Below are 16,936 nucleotides of genomic sequence, written 5' to 3'. Positions count from 1 at the left end.
CTCGAATAGAATTTCAGTACGACCGCATCGGAGTCGGTCTACTGGATCACGTCAGGTTGGAGGCAAGCTCGATGGGCGAAATGCGTGTGATCGGAGTTCGTGTCGAGCAGCCTCAGAATCAGCCGGTCCTGTTGCTGCGGGAGTCCGACGGCGATCGGTACCTGCCGATCTGGATCGGGCAAACCGAAGCTACCGCGATTGTTCTCGAACAACAGGGAGTTGAGCCGGCGCGTCCACTGACTCACGACCTGATCAAGATTCTGATCGAATCGTTCGGTCGGAGTCTCAAGGAAGTGCGGATCGTGGACCTGCAAGAGGGCACGTTCTACGCGGATCTGGTCTTCGACGAGCAGACCACCGTGTCGGCACGTCCGTCGGATTCGATTGCATTGGCCTTGCGCATCGGCGTTCCGATCTTCGCGTCGGAAGCCGTTCTCGCCGAAGCCGGCCTGGTCATTCCCGACGAACGCGAAGACGAGGTCGAGAAGTTCAAGGAATTCCTCGACACCATCTCGCCGGACGACTTCAAGGCGACTGACGGTTAGTCCTGTTTGTCCGTAATCAGGCTTTAGTCTTCAACTCTCAAGTAGAGGTTGAGTCTCGGTCGGCGTGTTGCGTTGACCGAGCACCCTCGTGGTCTTACCGTTGCGTGCGGTGGAGATCTTCTCGCCTTGTCGATCGAGGCGTACTCTGGGTAAGTCCACTCATGGAATTACCTGCCTTGGATTCACATCTGAAAGTTCGGTCGGCACGGGATTCTCGTGACTGCTGATAGCACAGGTTGGTTACATGATGGCGAAGCGAGAGGGAGACGGCAGTGGAAGAACAGTCGAATGAGCGCGGAACGGGCATAACCGGTAGTGCCGATCCGACTGCAGAAATGTCTTCCGAAGAGCTGCAGCCCGGCTTGTTCCCGGACGACTCCATTCCTGACGATCTGGTCGGATACCGAGTACCCAGCGCTTGCCAGATTGCCGGGATCACTTATCGCCAACTCGACTACTGGGCACGGACATCGTTGGTCGTGCCGTCCATCCGCGGCGCTGCCGGATCCGGTAGCCAGCGTCTGTACTCCTTCAAGGACATCCTTGTCCTGAAGATCGTGAAGCGTCTACTCGACACCGGAATCTCACTGCAGAACATCCGCGTCGCCGTCGATCACCTGCGCAAGCGCGGCGTGCGCGATCTTGCCAACATCACTCTCTTCTCCGACGGCACCACCGTCTACGAATGCACGTCTCCCGAAGAGGTCGTCGACCTTCTTCAAGGTGGGCAGGGTGTATTCGGCATCGCGGTGAGCGGCGCCATGCGTGAACTCACCGGAACCATTGCCGACTTCCCGGCCGAGCGCGCCGACGGCGGTGAAAGTGACCCCAACCCGGAAGACGAGTTGGCCTCACGACGCAAGAATCGCGCCAGCCGCAAAACCGGATAACGTACGTCACATCGCTTTGGAGGATGCCACGGTGCAGGTAGGCGCCTCGGTCTACTAGACTGAGCCTGCGTCGCCGGCGTACGGGAGAGCCTCGGATACCGATTCACCGAACTTGTCTTTGTTTCAGTCTTTGTTTCAGTCTTTGTTACAAAGGCCAGTGGTGAGCGGGATCAGGGCGCCGAAGGAGCAATACCTCCCCGTCAATCTCTCAGGCACCAAGGACCGTACGGGCTCCGACGCCTCTGGAAAGCGGTGGGACAACCCACCCGCCGACGGGGAAAGGCTGTGGCTACCGTCGATTGGCGGGTCACTACCGAATCTCTCAGGCGCTCGGGAATCGAGCATGCGACAGAGGGGGAGGAACACACCGCAGGTCGGTGTGTGTCCTGATCCTCCGATCTGTCTGGGAGTTGTCGTGATCGACGCTGCAAGCCGTATATTTGCCGACCGCCATGTCGGTCCGAACGCCGCGGAACTCGCGCGCATCCTCGAACTTGTCGGGGTCGATTCACTCGACGAACTGGCAACCAAGGCCGTTCCTTCCGTCATCCTCGACGCTGCACCGGAGGGCATCGCTGCCGGACTCGATGCTCTGCCGCTGCCGGTCGGAGAGCACGAGGCACTTGCCGAGCTGACCGCTCTCGCCGCCCAGAACACCGTCGCGACGTCGATGATCGGCCTCGGCTACTTCGATACGTTGACGCCGCCGGTGTTGTTGCGCAACATCATCGAGAACCCGGCCTGGTACACCGCGTACACCCCGTATCAGCCGGAGATCAGCCAGGGCCGTCTCGAAGCCCTCCTCAACTTCCAGACCATGGTCGCCGATCTCTCCGGCATGGAACTGGCCAACTCGTCGATGCTCGACGAGGCCACCGCCGCTGCCGAAGCCATGACGCTTCTGCGTCGTGCGAACCGCAGCAAGTCCCCACGGTTTGTCGTCGACGCGGACCTGTACCCGCAGACCCTCGCCGTCATCGAGACTCGCGCCGAGCCGCTCGGCATCGAGATCGTCTCCGCAGATCTCACTGCCGGACTGCCCGAGGGTGATTTCTTCGGCGTCATCGCCCAGATCCCCGGCGCCTCGGGACGAGTCGTCGATTACACCTCGATCATCGCGGAGGCTCACGAGCGCGGCGCACTGGTTGCCGTCGGCGCCGACCTCCTTGCGATGACGCTCATCACCTCGCCGGGCGAACTCGGTGCGGATGCGTGCTTCGGCACCACCCAGCGTTTCGGTGTTCCCATGGGGTACGGCGGACCGCACGCCGGTTACCTGGCTGTGCACTCCAAGCATGCGCGTCAGCTGCCCGGGCGCTTGGTCGGTGTTTCGATCGACGCCGACGGAGACAAGGCATACCGCCTCGCGCTGCAGACTCGTGAGCAGCACATTCGCCGGGAGAAGGCAACGTCCAACATCTGTACCGCTCAGGTGCTCCTCGCCATCCTCGCTGCGATGTACGCGAGCTACCACGGCGCCGAGGGACTCAAGGCGATTGCGTTGCGCGTCGCTGCGCGGGCACACGCGTTGGCAAACGGCCTGCGCGAGGGCGGCGTGACCGTTGTCCACGATTCGTTCTTCGACACCGTGCTGGCTCAGGTTCCGGGCAAGGCGGCCGACGTTGTCGCTGCGGCCAAGGAATCCGGGATCAACCTGCGTCTGGTCGACGCCGATCACGTCGGGATCTCCTGCGACGAGGCCACGACCGCCGATCACGTTCTCACGGTGCTCGACGCGTTCGGCATCGAGGATGCTGTTGTCGCCATCGAAGCCGAGGGCAACTCGGTTCCCGTTGCTCAGGAGCGCACCTCCGACTACCTGCAGCACGAAGCCTTCACCCGTTACCGTACGGAAACGGCAATGCTTCGCTACCTGCGCGCGCTGTCCGACAAGGACATCGCCCTCGATCGCAGCATGATCCCGCTGGGTTCGTGCACCATGAAGCTCAATGCGACCGCCGAGATGGAATCCATCACTTGGCCCGCGTTCAACGCGATCCATCCGTTCGCGCCGACATCGGATGCGCCCGGTCTGCTGAAGATCATCAAGGATCTCGAAGACTGGCTGGTCGCTGTCACCGGCTACGACAACGTCAGTCTCCAACCCAACGCCGGTAGCCAGGGGGAGTACGCGGGTCTGCTCGCCATCCGCAACTACCACCTCAGCCGGGGCGACGATCACCGCGACACCTGCCTGATTCCCTCGAGTGCTCACGGCACCAACGCGGCTTCGGCTGTCATGGCCGGGATGCGCGTCGAGGTTGTCGCGTGCCGTCCCAACGGTGACGTCGACGTCGACGATCTGCGTGCGAAGATCGCCGATCACGCCGAGCGTCTCGCCGCGATCATGATCACCTACCCGTCCACCCACGGTGTCTACGAGCACGAGATCTCCGACATCTGCGCAGCGGTACACGACGCCGGCGGCCAGGTGTACGTCGACGGTGCCAACCTCAATGCGCTTGTCGGCCTTGCTCGTCCGGGCCGCTTCGGCGGCGACGTCAGCCACCTGAACCTGCACAAGACCTTCTGCATCCCGCACGGCGGCGGCGGACCAGGCGTCGGCCCGATCGGTGTGCGCTCACACTTGACGCCGTTCCTGCCCGGACATCCGATGGCCCCCGAACTCGGTGGTGGAGGCACGATCTCGGCAGCGCCGTACGGCAGCGCGTCCATCCTGCCCATCACCTGGACCTACATCCGGATGATGGGAGCTGCGGGCCTGCGCCGCGCCAGCCTGACCGCCATCGCGTCGGCAAACTACATCGCGCGTCGACTCGACGAGTACTTCCCGGTTCTCTACACCGGTGAGAACGGCATGGTCGCGCACGAGTGCATCCTCGACCTCCGCGGGTTGACCAAGGACACCGGCGTCACCGTCGACGACGTCGCAAAGCGTCTGGCCGACTACGGTTTCCACGCACCGACCATGAGCTTCCCCGTGGTCGGCACACTGATGGTCGAGCCCACCGAGAGCGAGAACCTCGAAGAGATCGACGAGTTCTGCGAGGCGATGATCGCCATTCGCGGCGAAATCGATCGCGTCGGCGCCGGCGAGTGGACGGTGGAGGACAACCCGCTACGCGGTGCTCCCCACACTGCCGGAAGCATTGCGTCGCAGTGGGATCACCCGTACTCGCGTGAGATCGCAGTCTTCCCGCGTGGCAAGGCTCGCCCGAAGGTGTGGCCGTCCGTACGTCGTATCGACGGTGCACATGGCGACCGCAACCTGGTCTGCTCGTGCCCGCCGATCGAAGCGTTCGCAGGCAACTAAGCCGAGTGCCCGCCGGAGATCATCACCTCTCGCGTACGAGTTCGAGAACGGTGATCTCCGGCGGTGCGCCGACGCGTACCGGCGGGCCCCAAGCCCCGGCGCCACGCGTTGTGTACAGCACTGTGTTTCCGACCTTGTCCAGGCCTTGCACCGACGGCTGCTGCAGCGGAACGAGATACCTCAGCGGCCACATCTGACCGCCATGAGTGTGCCCGGACAGTTGCAGATCGACACCCATCTCGGAGGCCTCGATCGCTTGACGTGGTTCGTGCGCGAGAAGCAAGGCGAAAGTATTCGGATCGCGGTCTGCGACTGCGGCTGTCAGATTAGGCTCGTACGGGGCCGGCGACGTGTAGTCGTGGATGCCCACGATGTCGATGGTGTCGCCGCCATGCTGTATCGAGGCGCGACTGTTGCGAAGCGTCGTGATCCCCAAGGTTTCCCAGACGTCGAGCCACTTGCCACCGTCGTCGGCGTAGAACTCGTGGTTGCCGCTGACTCCGAAGATTCCGTCCGGCGCCTGAAGATCGGCGAGCGGAGCAAGATCGGGAGCAACTTTTGCGACGGTGCCGTCCACGAGATCGCCGCCGATCGCGATCAGATCGACATCCTGCGCGTTGACGATTTCGACCACCTTGCGGGTGAAGTCGACCCCGCGGGCCGGTCCCACGTGCAGGTCGGTGATCAAGGCGATCCGGTATCCTTCGAAGCCCTCAGGTAGGCGAGCGAGCGGCACGCGGACGCGGGAAATCTTGGGGCCCGACGCCTCGTAGACGCCGTAGCCGGCGGTGCCGATCGCCGCGAGAGTGACTGCCGCCGTGGCCAACTGCAACGTACGACGCTTGGCCGGGTCGACTTCGGTCGTGGTATCCGTCCGGCGTGCACGTAGTCGACTGATCCCGGCAAACAGTCCGATCACGAGCAATCCGGGAATCAGGTACAGCCACGAAGCCAGCCAGACCCATCCGAGAAATCCGATCGGTTGCGCCCAGGACGTCGGGAAGATTTCGCCGCTGCCGACCCCGATGAGCGTCGAGACCGCCAAGACGGCAAGCGCAGTGTCGGCGAGACGAGCCCATCGCCTCGGGATGCCGGTGGCGCGAACGAGTCTGCGGTGCAGGAACCAGGTCAGAAGGGCGAGAAGGACTGCAAAAACCGCGACGCGCCCCATCAGGACAGCATCTTGGTCACTGCGGCCGCGAGAGCGGGGTCGGACGTCGAATCGACGCGAACCAAGGTTCCGCCAGTCCGATCCGAGACGTCTTGGAGTGTGGAGACGTCGTCGCCCGCACCGACGACGATCACGTCGACCTGTACCGGACGCGACGGATTGCCCGCAGCGGCGATCGCGCTGAGCAGTTCGGCTCGCGTCGTGGTGGATTCGTCAGGTGTACTCGAGGTGATCAGCAGCACCGAGTTGACTCGTCCCGCGTCGAAACCGTCAACGGCGGCTTTGTACGAACTGGCAAGCGCCGGGTACTTGGAGGTCTTTCCGCCGGCTCGAAGTCCGTTGAGGAAATCGGTGATGGTGGCACGCCGATTCGGCTCGGACAGTGAACCGCCCGGAACCAGGATGCGCTCGGACGGTTTTCCGTCGGTGCCCGTGCTGAACTCGCGAAGGCCGATGTCCGAAGCGTCAGGGCTGCGACCCAATTGGGTGTTCACTGCCGCGGCAACGTTCGCCAAGCGGGTAGTGCCACCGTCGTCGGTACCCATCGACGCCGACGTGTCCATCAGGATGGTGGCACTACGCGGAGAGACCGGATTGGCGACGATGTCACCGAGCGCAGCTGCGGTTTCGGCCGAAGCCGGTTTCAACGTGGACGAGATCTTGGCCGGAGACACCGCACCGAGATCAGGAAGATCTTGACCCTCGACGCGGAAACCGGCGCCGACGAACAACTGTGACTGATTCGGCTCACGCATGAAATCGGCAAACTGTGCCGCTGCGCGCGACGCGGTTTCGTCGATCCCACTGCCCGAGACGATGACCGCCGGATAGTCCGCGACTGGCGTTGCGCCGGCGGGGGAGTACGTCGTCATCGCAGCGTTCGCGCTCTGCGCTATCGACTGTTCCGTGGCCGGAACGGCTTTCACCGAATCCGGTGGTCCGGCGCTCAGTGCCCCGAGGGCTTCGGCGGTGGACGTGGGGGGAGTCGGCAAGGATTGGAATTGCAACGCCCGCGCACTGAGCGCAGCGTTGACCTGCGCGGACTTCGCCTGATCCGTCGTCACCGGACCGGCACCCGCATCGGCGACGTCGGCAGCGATTGCCTGTGCCGCCATCGAAGTTTCGGTACTTCCGACCGGCAGGGCAACCGTCAGATCCGAAGGCAATGACTTCCAACTCGATGCTGCGCCGGCTAATGCTGCCGCGGTCTCGGGGCCGGCCGCCAGAACGATCGGGGAACTCGCGAGCGAGCGAGGATCACCGTTGATCACGGCCTTGCCCGACAGTGGCGCGAGTTCGAACGAACTCGTCGGGATCCACAGGGAGGGACGCGGTCCCAATGCTGCGTCGTCCCAGGGTGCCGCCGGACCGGTTTCGAGTGCCGTCGAGACTGACGCGGACGGCGCACCGTGCACCACGACGGCGATACAGTGATCACGCACCACCGGCGAGGTCTGGGTGTACCGCTTGGCCAGTTCCTCGACCTGTGGGGCGATGGACGGATCCGCGGTGACGTCGAGCGTCTTGTTGCCTTCGACGCACGTGCCGGCTGCCTGCTGTCCCTGATCGTCGATCCGGTTGCTGAGGGCCTTCCATCCGAAGAAGCCTGCCACGATCAAGACGATCAGCACGACGACGAGAATCGGCCCCTTGCTGATACCTCTGGCGCCTGACCCGCCGCGATGTTCGCCCACGTACCTTGCCCTACCTTGGTCACTCGAAGAATGTCTGTTGAACGGACTGTGTCCTCGGCCAGTCTAGTGACGAAACTTCGGGGCCTACGCGAACAGCCTCGACACCGGGAGCGGTGCCGAGGCTGTTCGGGTTCAGCTTCGAGTTCGAAGAAGGTGAAATCAGGCGTTGGCAGCCTTGTACTCGCGGCGGCGGCGATGCAGGATCGGCTCCGTGTATCCGCTGGGCTGCTTCGCGCCTTCGAGGATGAGTTCCTTGGCAGCCTGGAACGCGATGTTGGAATCGAAATCAGGTGCCATGTTGCGGTACTCGGCGTCGCCCTCGTTCTGACGGTCGACAACCGGGGCCATGCGCTCGAGTGCACTGACAACGTCGCTCTCGCTGACGATGCCGTGACGCAGCCAGTTGGCGAGCAGCTGGCTCGAGATGCGCAGGGTGGCGCGGTCCTCCATGAGCGCGACATCGTGGATGTCGGGAACCTTGGAGCAGCCGACGCCCGCGTCGATCCAGCGGACGACGTAGCCGAGGATGGACTGGCAGTTGTTGTCGAGTTCTTCCTTCTTCTCCGCGTCCGTCCAGTCGGTGCTGGGAGCGAGCGGGATGGTAAGGATGTCGTCGACGCTTGCGCGAGGCTTACCCTTCAGGCTGTCCTGAACAGCGAACACGTCGACGCGATGGTAGTGCGTCGCGTGCAGCGTTGCACCGGTCGGCGACGGAACCCACGCGGTGTTGGCGCCGGCCTTGGGGTGGCCGATCTTCTGCTCGAGCATGTCCGCCATCAACTCGGTCATGGCCCACATGCCCTTGCCGATCTGCGCCTTGCCCTGCAGACCGCAGGCCAGACCGGTGTCGACGTTCCAGTCCTCGTAGGCGCCGATCCACTTCTGCTTCTTCATCTCGGCCTTGCGCACCATCGCGCCGGCTTCCATGGACGTGTGGATCTCGTCGCCGGTGCGGTCGAGGAAGCCGGTGTTGATGAACACCACGCGGTCGCTGGCTTCCTTGATGCAGGCAGCGAGGTTGACCGTCGTACGACGCTCCTCGTCCATGATGCCGACCTTGAGGGTGTTCTCCGGAAGCCCGAGGACCTGCTCGACACGACCGAACAGTTCGGTGGTGAAGGCAACTTCCTCGGGACCGTGCTGCTTGGGCTTGACGATGTAGATCGAGCCGGTGCGGCTGTTGTCGAGCGGGCCGTTGGCGTCACTGATCGAGAGGCCGTGCACTGCACAGGCACTGGTGATCAAGGCGTCGAGGATGCCCTCGGGGACCTCGTTGCCGTCGGCGTCGAGGATCGCAGGGTTGGTCATGAGGTGACCGACGTTGCGGACGAACAGGAGCGAACGACCGTGCAGGCTGAGTTCGCTGCCGTCGACGGCGGTGTACTTACGGTCGCCGTTGAGCGTGCGGGTGAAGGACTTGGCGCCCTTCTTGATCTCCTCGGACAGGTCACCGCGATTGAGACCCAACCAGTTTCGGTAACCGACAACCTTGTCGTCGGCGTCGACAGCGGCGACCGAGTCCTCGAAGTCCATGATCGTGGTGACGGCGGATTCGAGAACGACGTCCTTGACGCCCGCAGCGTCGGTGCTGCCGATCGGGGACGAGGCGTCGATCTGAATCTCGGCATGCAGGCCGTTGTTGAGCAGCAGGATGCTCGTGGGTGCGTCCTTCTCGCCGAGGTAGCCGACGAACTTCTCCGGCTGGGCGAGCGTGGTGACAGTACCGTCTGCCAACGTGATCTTCAGTTCACTGCCGTCGACAACGTACTTAGTTGAATCTGCATGCGATCCTGACGCGAGAGGTGCTGCCGCATCGAGGAATTCACGTGCCCAGGCGATGACCTTGTCGCCGCGGACCTTGTTGTAGCCGGAACCCTTCTCGGCGCCGTTCTCCTCGGAGATGGCGTTGGTGCCGTACAGCGCGTCGTACAACGAACCCCAGCGGGCGTTGGACGCGTTGAGTGCGAAGCGCGCGTTGAGGATCGGCACGACCAACTGCGGGCCGGCCGTCGAGGTGATCTCAGTGTCGACGTTCGCTGTGGTGACCGAGAATTCGGCAGGGGTCGGCAGGAGGTAACCGATCTCCTGCAGGAACGCCTTGTATGCGGCGGCGTCGATGGGAGCGCCGGCATGATCGCGATGCCACTGATCGATCTGAGCCTGCAGATCGTCACGCTTGGCAAGCAAGTCGCGGTTCTTCGGTGCGAGCTCGGTGATGACCTTGTCGGCGCCGGCCCAGAACGTCTCGCCATCTACACCGGTGCCGGGAAGAGCCTCCTCGACCACGAAGTCGTAGAGAACCTTGGCAACCTGAAGACTGCCGACCTGAACGCGCTCAGTCATGAATAGCCTCACTTTTCCGAAAGCGGAGCACCACATATGGATGCCATGAACCAACATCAATGTTACCTGGGAGTATTCCCACCGCTGTCCGCGCCCTGAGCTGCGATAATCGGGCGCGAAGAGCTGAAACGATCAAGTGAAATTCGTTCTGTCTAGAGTTTGCGTGCGGAAATCTCGAAACCAGCCGCGCGTAGACGCTCGACCAGGACGTCGCCGAGCGCTGTCGCGGGTGTCAAAACGCCGGTGGCCGGGGGGAGATCCTTGTGGTCCTTCGCCAACGACAACGCAGATTCGCCGAGCATTACCGCCGTCGCGCTGTATCCCGGGTCGCCCTTCGCCTTCACTCGTGAGGTGTATCGAGCGCCGGTCGTGGTCGTGGTGAACACATCGAGCGTGAAGTGCCCCTTCTTCTGGGTGCTCTCGCTCGGACCTTCGCCGGGAGCCGGCAATACCTTGTCGAGAAGGAAGCGCGTCGGGGGAAGGGCGAGTCCGGCGACCAGCGCACCGAGGCCGACCGCCACTCCGCCCGCGATTACCGGTGACACCACCGAAGAACCGACACTCATCACCTCGCTGTACTTGAACTTCTTGCCGTACGCCCACTCTCGGAGCGCATTGCTGCGACGGACGACTCGTGTGTTGTACGACGCCATCACGAACGGTGCCTTCCACCCCTTCAGCGAAGGATCGATCTTCTTGCCGTCGACCACGCTCACGTCGCTTTGGCGTCCGAGTTCGGGCTCCCGATCACGATCGGGGCTCAGTGAGTACGGCGAGGCGGCGAGTTTCCGCAGGCGCGCATCGTCTTTCGACACGTCGATCTGGTTGCGAAGCGAATCGATCGTGCCACCGCTGACGCCGCCGCGCAGTGCCGTGACCACCAGGGTTGTGTCGGTGAGCTCGCCGGCGCCGTCGGCGGCGACCTTCTCGTGGAGGACGTGAACTCCGAGATCGGAAGGGATGGAATCGAATCCGCAGGAATGCACGATCTTTGCGCCGGTCGAGACCGCGAGCTCGTGATTGGCGTCGATGCTCTCGCGATGGAACAGCACCTCTCCGGTGAGATCAACGTAATGAGTTCCGGCGGAGGCGCATTCGTGAACAAGGGTGTGACCGTACTTGGCGTACGGGCCGACCGTGGTGGCGACGACCCGAGTTCGCTGCGCGAGCGCCTTCAATGCGGTGGCGTCGTCGGCGTCGGCGATGATCAGGGGGAGATCGGCAGCGGCGGTACCCAGATCGGCGCGAGTGGCTGCCAACTTCTCGAGGGAGCGGCCACCGAGGCCGATTTTCGTGCCTTCGGGAGCATGTTTGACGAGGTAGTCGGCGAGTAGCTTTCCGACGAAGCCGCTCGCTCCGTAGACGATGATGTCGAGTTCTCGGGCGGGCGAGGTTCCAGTCATGGAGCCAGCCTACAAACGCGCACTCGAAAGTGATGTGACCGAGGTCACTCAGCAGGGAGGGGTTCCTTGACGACGAGGATCGGAGCCTCCACTTCGAGCAGGAGACGCTGCAGCGGGCGTTCGAGGAGGAACTTGCCGATGGGGGACATCCGGCGTGTTCCGACGATCAGGAGATCGACACCCGCGCCGTGGACCAGGTTCACGAGCGCGGTCACCGGATCGCCGTCGTGCTCGGTGGTGCGCAGATCCCACTTCGTCTCCGAGAATCCACCGGCGTCGAGTGCCGACTGGATCTCGCCGCGAAGAGCGGCCCGATCATCCTCGATGTTTCCGATGCTGACGGTGTCTCCGATGTTGACGTCGTCCAGGACGTGCAGAACCAGGAGTTCCTCGCTTCGACCCACGGATTCCCGTGCAGCGGCCACGATTGCGGCGCGGCCTTCCGGGCTGTCCTTGTGTACGACGGCGATCGTCATGGTTCCTCCGAGTCGGTGAGCAGGTTCGCAGTCCATTATCGCCTGCAATGCTGTGCCCTACCTGAAATGAGCTGCTCGACACGGGGGTTTGGCGGTGACGAAATCGCCACAACGGGGCGCGGGCGTGCCGCCCATCACGAAGGCGGCGTGCCACCCATCACCACGGCGAAGGTTTGTAGTCCTTGAGGAAGCAGCCGTGTAGGTCGACGCCCAGTTCACCCTGAACGATGGGGTCGTAGACACGGGCGGCACCGTCGACGAGGTCGAGTGGTGCGTGAAAACCTTCGTCGGCCAGACGCATCTTGGTGAAGTGCGGGCGTTCGTCGGTGATCCAGCCGGTGTCGACGGCGGTCATGAGGATGCCGTCGTCGAGCATTTCCTTGGAGCTGGTGCGGGTCAGCATGTTCAGTGCTGCCTTGGCCATGTTGGTGTGCGGGTGGCCGGGCCCCTTGTACGCGCGGCTGAACTGGCCCTCCATGGCGGAAACATTCACGACGTACTTGCGTCGTGCAGCGGCCGCGGCCATCGACGGGCGCAAGCGCGAAACGAGGATGAAGGGCGCGACCGAGTTGCAGAGCTGGACTTCGAGAAGCTCGATCGGATCGACCTCTTCGACGGTCTGGACCCAGCTGTTGGTGTGCGCGAGGTCGGGCAGCAGCCCGCCCGCGTCGATGGCGATGCCCTGCTCGATGCGATCGGGCGACGCCGACTTGGCGACGAGAGCGAGCGAGCTGACCGCGTCGGCCGAGAGATTTCCGGAGGTGATACTCGCGACGTCCGACAGCGATCCGGCCAGCGCCGCGGGGTGAGCGTCGCTCGTCTTGCCGAAGGTCAGGACATCTGGCAGTTCACCGGCAGGTAGTGCACCGGACTCGGCGTCCACCAAAGCGCCGTAAGCACCGGGGGAGCGTCGAACTGTTTGTGCGGCGTTGTTGATGAGGATGTCGAGTGGACCCTGTGCGGCAACAGAATCCGCGAGTGCAACAACCTGGGCGGGGTCGCGGAGGTCGATGCCGACGATGCGAAGACGATGAATCCAGTCGTTGCTGTCTTCCATCGCCTTGAATCGGCGGATCGCATCGTTGGGGAATCGCGTCGTGATCGTCAGATGTGCGCCGTCACGCAGCAGGCGCAACGCGATGTACATGCCGATCTTCGCGCGGCCGCCGGTGAGAAGTGCGCGTCGGCCGGTGAGATCAGTGCTCGCGTCACGTTTGCTGCGGCTGGTGGCAGCGCAATCGGGGCACAGTTGGTGGTAGAAGGCGTCGACTGCGGTGTAGCGCTGCTTGCAGATGTAGCACGGCCGCGCCTTGATGAGCGTGCCGGCGGAAGCGCCCGCGGTGTTCGACTTGATCGGAATGCCGGCGGTTTCGTCGTCGATGCGATCGGGTGAACCGGTCGCCGTCGCGGCGACTACTTGGCGGTCGGCTTCGTTGACGGCTGCGCGCGAAGCGAGGCGGCGCTTCTTCTTGAGTCGCTTGAACAGATGGCCGACAGCGCGCTGCATGGTGATCGAATCGGGATGCTCGTCGTCGAGTTCGGCGGCTTCGGAAAGGACCTTCAAGCAGATTTCGAGTTCTGCGGGGTCGAGTCCGGTGAGTTCGGCTCGCGCAGATTCCGAATCGGCTGTTTCCAGCGAATCTGCCTGCAGTGCATCCGACTTCTTGGTGTCTGTATCCACTTCGAACTTCTGTTCCATCTCGATCGCCGCTCGCGCGGACTGCTCCCTGGTTCGGGAACTTCGCCAATTACGAGAAAAGCTCCGGTTCGATGAACCGGAGCTTTTCCTGTCTGTCTCAACACAGAGTGTCCGAGGGGGGACTTGAACCCCCACGTCCGTTAATAGGACACTAGCACCTCAAGCTAGCGCGTCTGCCATTCCGCCACTCGGACTCGGCCCCGATTTCTCGGTGCTGGGAAAGAGTATCCGATTAGGTGAGCTGCCCCAAATCGCCAGGTTGCGGGGCATTCCGGTCGCCCGCGTCGTTTGATTCGATGGTAGGAAAGTGGAATGACCACAACCCCGAATAATCCGAATCCGAGCAGAGCCGAAGCAGAAGTAGTCGAACTGGTCAGTTCCCTCATTCGCTTCGACACCTCGAACACGGGAGAACTCGAAACCACCAAGGGCGAGCGTGCGTGCGCGGAGTGGGTTGCCGCGCAGCTTCGAGAAGTCGGTTACGAGACGGAATACGTCGAGTCCGGCGCACCCGGACGCGGGAACGTTTTTGCTCGCTTGAAGGGAGCCGAGTCGGGTCGCGGTGCGCTGATGCTTCACGGTCACCTCGACGTCGTCCCGGCCGAGCCCGCCGACTGGAGCGTGCACCCCTTTGCCGGCACCGTCCAGGACGGTTACGTCTGGGGGCGCGGCGCCGTGGACATGAAGGACATGGTCGGGATGATCCTGGCCCTCGCCAGACAGTTCAAGGCGGAAGGCGTCGTACCGCCGCGTGATCTGGTGTTCGCCTTCGTGGCGGACGAGGAAGCGGGCGGAAAGTACGGCTGCCAGTGGCTGGTCGAGAACCGCCCGGATCTGTTCGAGGGAGTGACCGAAGCCGTCGGTGAGGTCGGCGGCTTCTCGCTGACGGTCCCGCGGCCTGACGGAACCGACCGCCGGCTCTATCTCGTGGAGACTGCGGAAAAAGGTCTCGGTTGGATGCGTCTGACCGCCAAGGGACGCGCCGGGCACGGCTCCTTCCTCCACGACGACAACGCGGTCGCGACACTCGCCGGCGCGGTCTCGAGGCTTGCTGCCCACCAGTTCCCGATCGTGATCTCGGATTCGGTTGCCGAGTTCCTCACCGCCGTCGGCGAGGAGACCGGATTGGACTTCGATCCGGGATCACCCGACATCGACGGGACCCTCGCGAAGCTGGGCACGATCGCCAACATCATCGGCGCGACGTTCCGTGACACCGCGAACCCGACGATGCTCAAGGCCGGATACAAGGCAAACGTCATTCCGCAGACGGCCGAGGCGGTCTTCGACTGCCGCGTGCTGCCGGGACGTCAGGCCGAATTCGAGCGCACGGTGGATCAACTGATCGGCCCCGACGTGACCCGCGAGTGGATCACCAAGCTGGATTCGTACGAGACGACGTTCGACGGCCATCTCGTCGACGCGATGAACGAGGCGATCCTCGCCCATGATCCGGAGGCTCGCACAGTTCCGTACATGCTCTCCGGCGGAACCGATGCGAAGGCATTCGCGAAACTGGGCATTCGCTGCTTCGGCTTCGCACCGTTGCAGTTGCCGCCCGAGCTCGATTTCAGTGCGCTGTTCCACGGCGTCGACGAGCGGGTTCCGGTGGACGCACTACTGTTCGGGACACGTGTTCTGGAACATTTCCTGCTCAATTCCTGACGAGCACGTGGATAGATCCGTGAGCTCGACGCACATCGAGCTCTCTTGTCACAGAAAGGATTCGCATGGCGCACGATCCGTACGAACCATTGCCGAAGTTGCCGAGTTTCGAGTTGACCAGTGACGACATCACTGCGGGCCAGCCGCTGAAGCTTGCTCAGGCCAGTGGAGCCTTCGGTGTCCCCGGTGGCGAAGACATCTCACCGCAGCTCTCGTGGTCGGGCTTTCCGGCCGAGACGAAGAGCTTCGTCGTGACAGTGTTCGATCCGGACGCACCGACTGCGTCGGGGTTCTGGCACTGGGCCGTGGCGAACATCCCCGCTTCCGTCACCGAACTCCCCGCTGGTGCCGGCGCGGCGGACAGCGATGTCCTGCCCGCGGGAACCGTCACCCTCCGCCACGACGGCGGCGGATTCGGTTTCATCGGGGCAGGCCCGCCTCCCGGACACGGTCCGCATCGCTACATCGTCGCGGTTCATGCCCTCGACGTGGAGACGCTCGACGGAGTCACCCCTGACTCGTCGCCGGCGTTCCTCGGTTTCAACGTGTTCCATCACGCGATTGCGCGTGCAACCCTGACCGGGACGTTCGAGGTCGAATAATCACCCCGCTGTTCGCCTTTGTTAACCGCGGGCGGTTAACAAAGGCGAACAGCAGTTTCTAACGAGGGTTCTCAGCTCCGACTGCCTGGGCAATTGACGAGAAGCCCGCTGCGCGCACGCGCTTGGCAATGCCTTTGTGGATGCTGCGGGCCCAGAAGGGTCCGCCGTAGATGAAGCCGGTGTATCCCTGCACCAGCGTCGCGCCGGCGAGGATGCGCTCCCACGCCTGATCGGCTGTCTCGATACCGCCGACCGAGATGATGGTCATCTTGTCGCCGACTCGGGCGTACAGCCGCCGAAGTACCTCGAGCGAGCGCTCCGCAACCGGTGCGCCGGACAGCCCGCCCGCGCCGAGTGCAGCAACCTCGGCGTCCGGGGTCTTCAATCCGTCGCGGCGGATCGTGGTGTTGGTCGCGACGATTCCGGCAAGTCCTAGTTCGACTGCCAGATCGGCGACAGCGTCGACGTCCTCGTCGGAGAGATCGGGAGCGATCTTCACCAGTACCGGCACGCTGACGGTGTCGAGCACGGCCTGCAGGATCGGGCGCAGTGATTCGACGGCCTGCAGATCACGGAGTCCGGGTGTGTTCGGCGAGCTGACATTCACGACCATGAAGTCGGCCAGCGGACCCAGAAGCTGCGCGCTGGCGGTGTAGTCGGCAGCGGCGTCGGCGGCTTCGACGATCTTGGTCTTGCCGATGTTCGCGCCGATCGGCACCGTGACGCGGCGCTGCCGCAGGAAGTTGGCTGCATGACCGGCGCCGTGATTGTTGAAGCCCATCCGGTTGATCAGAGCGTGGTCGGCCGGAAGCCGGAACAGACGCGGCGCGGGGTTACCGGGCTGAGCCTGGGCCGTCACGGTTCCGACCTCGGCGAAACCAAAGCCCAACGGGCCCCAGGCGTCGACTCCGGTGGCGTCCTTGTCGAACCCGGCCGCCAGGCCGAGAGGTGCCGGGAACGTCAGACCGAACGCCTGACTGCGCAATACCGGGTCGTCGACTACAAGAACTTTCGAGACCAGCCAGCGAAGGGGAGCGAACCGTGTCACCAGTTTCATCGCGGTGAAGGCAATGTGGTGGATGCGTTCCGGTGGTACACGGAACATCAGGCTCAGCAGCAGTTGGTACACGATTCTCCAGCTCTTCGGTGGTGTGATGTTGTCAGCGGCTTCGAC

The 16,936-nt window shown here is 63.4% G+C and carries 12 protein-coding genes, 1 tRNA gene and 1 riboswitch; of the genes, 5 read left to right on the top strand and 8 right to left on the bottom strand.

The window, feature by feature from the left end; genetic code table 11:
• Nucleotides 1-71: 71 nt before the first annotated feature.
• From R4P65_RS29105 to gcvP, 3 genes are all read left to right on the top strand, one after another.
• A complete protein-coding gene (locus R4P65_RS29105) occupies nt 72-545 on the top strand; it encodes a bifunctional nuclease family protein (RefSeq protein WP_003946194.1) in 474 nt (157 codons plus the stop codon).
• Nucleotides 546-880: 335 nt separating this feature from the next.
• Nucleotides 881-1,435, top strand: a complete 555-nt coding sequence (locus R4P65_RS29100; protein ID WP_021344354.1) for a MerR family transcriptional regulator — start codon at nt 881-883, stop codon at nt 1,433-1,435.
• 232 nt (nt 1,436-1,667) lie between these two features.
• Nucleotides 1,668-1,797, top strand: a riboswitch (glycine riboswitch).
• Nucleotides 1,798-1,850: 53 nt separating this feature from the next.
• On the top strand, nt 1,851-4,709 hold the full coding sequence (gcvP, locus tag R4P65_RS29095) for an aminomethyl-transferring glycine dehydrogenase (RefSeq protein WP_317829072.1): 2,859 nt from the start codon (nt 1,851-1,853) through the stop codon (nt 4,707-4,709).
• 22 nt (nt 4,710-4,731) lie between these two features.
• Here the strand turns inward: gcvP and R4P65_RS29090 are convergent, their stop codons facing one another.
• The 7 genes from R4P65_RS29090 to R4P65_RS29060 all read right to left on the bottom strand — a co-directional run bounded on the left by R4P65_RS29090 (nt 4,732) and on the right by R4P65_RS29060 (nt 13,689).
• The gene (locus tag R4P65_RS29090) at nt 4,732-5,880 is read right to left on the bottom strand and encodes a metallophosphoesterase (RefSeq protein WP_317829071.1); all 1,149 of its coding nucleotides are present in this window, start codon (nt 5,878-5,880) and stop codon (nt 4,732-4,734) included.
• Complete coding sequence (locus R4P65_RS29085; protein ID WP_317829070.1) at nt 5,880-7,574, bottom strand: VWA domain-containing protein; 1,695 nt, start codon at nt 7,572-7,574, stop codon at nt 5,880-5,882. The genes R4P65_RS29090 and R4P65_RS29085 overlap by 1 nt, the downstream gene beginning before the upstream one ends.
• Before the next feature lie 159 nt (nt 7,575-7,733).
• Complete coding sequence (locus tag R4P65_RS29080; protein WP_317829069.1) at nt 7,734-9,917, bottom strand: malate synthase G; 2,184 nt, start codon at nt 9,915-9,917, stop codon at nt 7,734-7,736.
• A 152-nt stretch (nt 9,918-10,069) separates the two neighbouring features.
• A complete protein-coding gene (locus R4P65_RS29075) occupies nt 10,070-11,320 on the bottom strand; it encodes a saccharopine dehydrogenase family protein (protein WP_317829068.1) in 1,251 nt (416 codons plus the stop codon).
• Between the two features lie 44 nt (nt 11,321-11,364).
• A complete protein-coding gene (locus R4P65_RS29070) occupies nt 11,365-11,796 on the bottom strand; it encodes a universal stress protein (protein WP_317829067.1) in 432 nt (143 codons plus the stop codon).
• Nucleotides 11,797-11,953: 157 nt separating this feature from the next.
• A complete protein-coding gene (locus tag R4P65_RS29065) occupies nt 11,954-13,495 on the bottom strand; it encodes an SDR family NAD(P)-dependent oxidoreductase (protein WP_074447104.1) in 1,542 nt (513 codons plus the stop codon).
• 108 nt (nt 13,496-13,603) lie between these two features.
• Nucleotides 13,604-13,689 (bottom strand) — tRNA-Leu (locus R4P65_RS29060).
• A gap of 118 nt (nt 13,690-13,807) precedes the next feature.
• On the opposite strand from R4P65_RS29060, the gene R4P65_RS29055 reads away from it, so the two are divergent.
• Together R4P65_RS29055 and R4P65_RS29050 are read left to right on the top strand one after the other, a co-directional pair.
• Nucleotides 13,808-15,160 carry a M20/M25/M40 family metallo-hydrolase gene (locus tag R4P65_RS29055; RefSeq protein WP_317829066.1) on the top strand — a complete coding sequence of 451 codons (1,353 nt, stop codon included), beginning with the start codon at nt 13,808-13,810 and terminating at the stop codon, nt 15,158-15,160.
• Between the two features lie 65 nt (nt 15,161-15,225).
• Nucleotides 15,226-15,762 (top strand): YbhB/YbcL family Raf kinase inhibitor-like protein, encoded by a 537-nt coding sequence (locus R4P65_RS29050; protein ID WP_007733394.1) that lies wholly within the window; start codon nt 15,226-15,228, stop codon nt 15,760-15,762.
• Nucleotides 15,763-15,820: 58 nt separating this feature from the next.
• Here the strand turns inward: R4P65_RS29050 and R4P65_RS29045 are convergent, their stop codons facing one another.
• The gene (locus R4P65_RS29045) at nt 15,821-16,891 is read right to left on the bottom strand and encodes a quinone-dependent dihydroorotate dehydrogenase (protein ID WP_230815693.1); all 1,071 of its coding nucleotides are present in this window, start codon (nt 16,889-16,891) and stop codon (nt 15,821-15,823) included.
• Between the last annotated feature and the right edge of the window lie 45 nt (nt 16,892-16,936).

The organism is Rhodococcus sp. IEGM 1318, from assembly GCF_033142465.1.
GTDB classification, from domain to species: domain Bacteria; phylum Actinomycetota; class Actinomycetes; order Mycobacteriales; family Mycobacteriaceae; genus Rhodococcus_F; species Rhodococcus_F qingshengii_B.
The sequence above is the reverse complement of the archived record's forward strand: the minus strand, read 5'-3'. Positions and strand labels throughout refer to the sequence as shown.

Excerpts from the sequence above, each read along its gene's own strand:
- R4P65_RS29080 (WP_317829069.1), bottom strand. The coding sequence starts at position 9,917 with ATGACTGAGCGCGTTCAGGTCGGCAGTCTTCAGGTTGCCAAGGTTCTC.
- R4P65_RS29090 (WP_317829071.1), bottom strand. The coding sequence starts at position 5,880 with ATGGGGCGCGTCGCGGTTTTTGCAGTCCTTCTCGCCCTTCTGACCTGG.
- R4P65_RS29070 (WP_317829067.1), bottom strand. The coding sequence starts at position 11,796 with ATGACGATCGCCGTCGTACACAAGGACAGCCCGGAAGGCCGCGCCGCA.
- R4P65_RS29055 (WP_317829066.1), top strand. The coding sequence starts at position 13,808 with ATGACCACAACCCCGAATAATCCGAATCCGAGCAGAGCCGAAGCAGAA.
- R4P65_RS29050 (WP_007733394.1), top strand. The coding sequence starts at position 15,226 with ATGGCGCACGATCCGTACGAACCATTGCCGAAGTTGCCGAGTTTCGAG.
- R4P65_RS29105 (WP_003946194.1), top strand. The coding sequence starts at position 72 with ATGGGCGAAATGCGTGTGATCGGAGTTCGTGTCGAGCAGCCTCAGAAT.
- R4P65_RS29075 (WP_317829068.1), bottom strand. The coding sequence starts at position 11,320 with ATGACTGGAACCTCGCCCGCCCGAGAACTCGACATCATCGTCTACGGA.
- R4P65_RS29065 (WP_074447104.1), bottom strand. The coding sequence starts at position 13,495 with ATGGAACAGAAGTTCGAAGTGGATACAGACACCAAGAAGTCGGATGCA.
- R4P65_RS29100 (WP_021344354.1), top strand. The coding sequence starts at position 881 with ATGTCTTCCGAAGAGCTGCAGCCCGGCTTGTTCCCGGACGACTCCATT.